This window comes from Pseudomonas protegens, assembly GCF_003732485.1.
Classification (GTDB): Bacteria; Pseudomonadota; Gammaproteobacteria; order Pseudomonadales; family Pseudomonadaceae; genus Aquipseudomonas; species Aquipseudomonas protegens_B.
The window spans coordinates 409,370-411,148 of the sequence record NZ_MOAK01000086.1 but is presented as its reverse complement, the minus strand read 5'-3'; the positions used below and the strand labels follow the sequence as shown (position 1 = coordinate 411,148).

Genomic DNA, 1,779 nt, shown 5'->3' with positions numbered 1-1,779 from the left:
CAAGCGACGCCGGGTCCAGAGGCTCGGCAGGAAACAGCAACTCACGCACCTGCGCACCCAGCAAGTCGTCGACCCGCACCCATTGCAAAAGCCCCTGGGCGTCTTCACGCACCGGCCCCAGATACGGCGCCTGGCGGTTGTCCAGGCCATAGGGCTGGAACTCCGCGGGGTCGCAGCGCAGCGTGTCGTTGGCCTGTTCCAGCAGCAACCCAAGCACCCGCGGCGGCTGGGCGACGTCGCCCCGGTAGTGCACCAGCACCAGCCGGGTACTGGTCCGCAGCTGCGCCGCGCGCCCGAACGTCAGCTCGCACAGGTCGATGACCGGCACCACTACCCCGCGATAGGCAAAGACCCCAGCGACCCAGGACGGTGCCTGGGCAATGGGCTTGAGCTGCAGGCGCGGCAACACCTCCACCACGTCGACCGCTTGTAGCGCATAGCGCTCCTGACCGATGCGGAACACCAGGAACAGAGCACTGCGCGCCCCGGCTGCGGCGCCGCGCTTGTGCGCGAGCTCATCCATCAGACTTTGAAACGCGAGACGCCGCTGCGCAGGCCCACGGCCACCTGGCTCAGCTCATCAATGGCAAAGCTGGCCTGGCGCAGGGACTCGACGGTCTGGCTGCTGGCATCCCCCAGTTGCACCAGGGCGTGGTTGATCTGCTCGGCACCGGTGGCCTGGGCCTGCATCCCCTCATTGACCATCAGCACCCGAGGCGCCAGGGCCTGGACCTGATGAATGATCTGCGACAGCTGCTCGCCCACCTGCTGCACCTCGGCCATGCCGCGACGCACTTCTTCGGAAAACTTGTCCATGCCCATGACCCCCGCCGACACCGCCGACTGGATCTCGCGGACCATCTGTTCGATGTCATAGGTGGCGACGGCGGTCTGGTCCGCCAAACGTCGCACTTCAGTGGCCACCACGGCAAAGCCGCGACCGTACTCACCGGCCTTCTCCGCCTCGATGGCGGCGTTCAACGACAGCAGGTTGGTCTGGTCGGCGACCTTGACGATGGTCACCACCACCTGGTTGATATTGCCGGCCTTCTCGTTGAGGATCGCCAGCTTGGCGTTCACCAGGTCTGCGGCGCCCATTACCGAGTGCATGGTGTCTTCCATGCGCGCCAGGCCCTGCTGGCCGGAACCGGCAAGCACCGAGGCCTGATCGGCCGCGCTGGACACTTCAGTCATGGTGCGCACCAGATCCCGGGAGGTCGCGGCGATTTCCCGCGAGGTGGCGCCAATTTCCGTGGTGGTGGCGGCGGTCTCGGTGGCGGTGGCCTGTTGCTGCTTGGAGGTGGCGGCAATTTCGGTTACCGATGTAGTGACCTGCACCGACGACCGCTGGGCCTGCGATACCAGGGCGGTAAGCTCGGTCATCATGTCGTTGAAGCCGGTTTCCACGGCGCCGAACTCGTCCTTGCGGTCCAGGTTCAAACGACCGCTGAGGTCACCGGTGCGCATGATTTCCAGAATGCTCACGATGCGGTTCATCGGCGCCATGATTGCGCGCATCAGCAGCAGGCCGCAGAGCCCGGCAGCCAGCACCGCCAGCAGCAGCGACACGCCCATGCTGACCTTGGCCGCGGCCACCGCATCGTCGATGGCGGCGGTGGCGGAGTCCGCCACGGCCTTGTTCTCGCTGATGATGTCGTTGAGTTTCATGCGGCCGGCAATCCAGGCCGGGGTCAGCTGTTCGTTGAACAGGCGGATCGCCTCGGCTTCCTGGCGCTTCTGGTGCAGGTCGAGCACGGCGACCTGGATGCGGTTGAACTC

General features: G+C 65.9%; 2 protein-coding genes. Both read right to left on the bottom strand.

What is annotated here, in order from left to right:
* Nucleotides 1–523 (bottom strand): chemotaxis protein CheW (locus BLX41_RS33895; RefSeq protein WP_185073839.1); only part of this gene is annotated, 523 nt, incomplete at its 3' end.
* Nucleotides 523–1,779, bottom strand: a 1,257-nt coding sequence (locus BLX41_RS28825; protein ID WP_185073837.1) for a methyl-accepting chemotaxis protein, incomplete at its 5' end; no start/stop codon positions are given. The genes BLX41_RS28825 and BLX41_RS33895, both read right to left, overlap by 1 nt.